This window comes from Mesorhizobium sp. M2A.F.Ca.ET.037.01.1.1 (genome assembly GCF_003998075.1).
Classification (GTDB): domain Bacteria; phylum Pseudomonadota; class Alphaproteobacteria; order Rhizobiales; family Rhizobiaceae; genus Mesorhizobium.
The window spans coordinates 1-2,759 of the sequence record NZ_RZSA01000884.1; the positions used below are offsets into that span (position 1 = coordinate 1).

The window sequence follows — 2,759 nt, forward strand, 5'->3', positions numbered from 1 at the left end:
ATCCAGGACACCGCGACCGGTGACAGCATCAGCGGCAAAAGGAAGACGACACGGAAGAATTTGCGGGCGCGGATCTGCGCGTTGAGCAGCAGCGCCAGGCCGAAGGCGACGACATATTCGACCAGCACCGCAAGCACATAGAGCACCATGTTGAGCAGCGCGTTGCGGTAATAGGGGTCGGCCAGCATCTGCCAGAAATTGTCGAGGCCGTTGAACCTGCGTCCCGTAAACGAACTGAGGTTCCAGTCGGTCAGCGCGATGTAGAAGCCGAACAGGGTCGGGAAGATCACCATGGCGATGGTGAAAAGCAGCGCCGGCAAAAGGAACAGCGCGCGCTGCCCGTCCTCGCCGCGCGTCAGCACCTGCCAGGCACCGAGTGCTGCACCCCACAGGATGTAGGCATAGATCACTGGCCGCCAAGTGTCGAAGCCGACCGTGGACATCTCGGTCTTGTAGAGGATCTGCACGACGATGATCGTCAGCAAGCCGAGCGTGGCTGCGGCCAGCAGGCCCCAGCCGAGGCGCTTGCGGCCTGCCGGGATCAGGTCGGCCGGATTCGCCGGCCACGCATTCGCGGTCGAAGTCTGCTCAGCCACGCTTCTCGCCTCTTCGAGTCAGCCTAAATATGCGGCCCGGCGACGAGGTGTCGCCGGGCCGCGAGTTGGTCGAGACAGCCTACATGCCGAGCGAGGCTTTGTAGAGCTTGACCTGGTTTTCGCGTCCGATCTGGTCGGTCAGCTTTTCCCAGGCAGCGGCGATGGCGTCGGCGCCTTCCTGTGCCTTCATCTTGCCGGCGAAGGTGTTGGCAAGGATGTCCTCGGCGGCGCTGTAATACTGAAAGATGCCGGGGATGCGCGGCTCGATCGCCGCGTTCGGATGGTTGTAGCTGTCGGCTTCGGACTTCAGGTACGAGCTGATGAACGCCTCGTCATAGCCGGCCGCCACCCATTCCGGAATGTTGAAATGGCTGTTCCGATAGGGCTGGAAGCCGGAAGGATAGGCCGCGCACCACAGCGACAGATCCTTGCCGCCGAGATGCGCGGCGGCCGACCATGCGGCCTTCTTCTTCTTCTCGTCGGAATCGACGCGGGCCATGACATAGACGCCCCAGCCGAGATAAGCGCAGTTCGGCGCATAGTTCGGGCCGCTGGCGAGCTTGTCCCACTTGCCGGTCTTGGAGTTATAGACGTCGTCGGAGCCCGGCAGGATTGAGAAGCCGGTGACGTCGCCGATGACCGAGGAGTCATTGGTCTTCACGTTCGAGCCAACGTCGCCCCACCAGGGGATCATCGAGCCGGTGCCGGCCAGGAACTGCTGGAAGGCGGTCGTGTTCGGATCGGCGTTGATCTGATCGGCCGGTTCGGACGGCAACGCATCGATGACGTCCTGGATGGCGCGCACCCAGGCCGGATTGTTGACGCGCGGCTTCATCGTGTCGGCGTCGAACAGCCAGGCCTTGTCATCGGGATGCTTGGCATAGGCGGTGGCGCGGCTGCCGAGGAAATAGAAGCCGAAACCGCCCCAGGGCTTGGGCGCGTCGAGATAGCCATAGATGTCCTGGCCCTTGAATTTCTTGCCCTTCAGGAACTTGGTGACGGCCTGCACCTGCTGCCAGGTCTTCGGCACGCCCCACTCCGCAAGGCCTGCCTTGTCGCCGCTGTCCGCCTTCCAGGCTGCAGCCAGCTCGGAGTCGGAGAACACGTCGGTGCGGTAGTTGAAATTGTGCGCGTCGCCGTCGATGGTCACGCGATACTGCTTGCCGTTCCAGGTGCCGACCGGCGGCTTGAGATAGTTGACCAGGTCGTCGAAGTCGATCTGCTTCTTGACCCAGTCGGGCATTTCCGAGGTCAAGCCCTTGCCGCAGACATCGCCTTCAAAGGGCGCGCCCATCTCGATGACGTCGAAGTCAACGGTGCCGGTGGCGATCGACTGCTGCAGGCGGGCGTTGTAGTCGGCCTGGGCAAGGTCGATCCAGCTGATCTTGGCGCCCGTATAGGCCTCCCAAGGCTTCAGGAAGCCGCGGAACAGCACGTTGTGCAGGTTCTGGTTGTTGAGGCCCATGAAGGTGAGCTCGACACCGGCGAACTCGCCTTCCTTGACGTTGGCCTTGGTCGCTTCGAGGCAGAGCTCGCCGACCTTCTGGAAGTCGGCGTCGGTCGGCTGGCCTTTGCCGACGCCTGGAATCTGCAGGATCTTCGCCCGCAGGCTGTCATCGGCCGCGGCAGGCCGCGTCAGCGCGCCGAGCCCGGCGCCGGAGGCGGCGGCGATTGCGGCCATCGAGGCCGCGCCCTTCAGCACATCGCGGCGGCTGGCGCCGGCGCGCATCAGTTTTTCGTACAGGTCGACTCTCATCTACAGGTTCCTCCCAGAACAACAGCGATTGAATTGAAGTGCCAATCTCTCGGACGTGGAAACGTCTCTCGGTTCTCCTCGATCATACGGGGACGTGGGACCCCACCCTGCGTCGCCGAAGCTCCGATCTCAGGGTAACAGGCCTGCGTCGGATTGGCACTCGCCACTATTTCGCGTAATCGATTACCTTGTCAACAAGATTGGCTTTTTATCTATAAGGTACCGACTTGCCGTTGCCCTTGGCAATGGCTAGCTTCACCGCAAAACATCAAAAGATAAAGGGGAGACGATGGCTCAAGTCGCGATCAGCAGTGTGGCCAAGGCGTTCGGAACCGTCAAGGTCCTGCATGAGGTCAGCGTCGATATCGCTGACGGACAGTTCGTCGTGCTGGTCGGCCCTTCAGGAT

At 62.1% G+C, this 2,759-nt stretch carries 1 protein-coding gene and 2 pseudogenes; 1 reads left to right on the forward strand and 2 read right to left on the reverse strand.

Translation table 11 applies throughout. The annotated features are described in order from the left end of the window. Positions 1 to 596 (reverse strand): annotated as a pseudogene (locus EOA27_RS30720) (sugar ABC transporter permease); the annotation flags it as partial. A 79-nt stretch (positions 597 to 675) separates the two neighbouring features. After that, positions 676 to 2,352 carry a sugar ABC transporter substrate-binding protein gene (locus tag EOA27_RS30725; RefSeq protein WP_126082444.1) on the reverse strand — a complete coding sequence of 559 codons (1,677 nt, stop codon included), beginning with the start codon at positions 2,350 to 2,352 and terminating at the stop codon, positions 676 to 678. Positions 2,353 to 2,641: 289 nt separating this feature from the next. Here EOA27_RS30725 and EOA27_RS42485 point away from each other — a divergent pair. Further along, positions 2,642 to 2,759: pseudogene (locus EOA27_RS42485) on the forward strand (sugar ABC transporter ATP-binding protein); the annotation flags it as partial.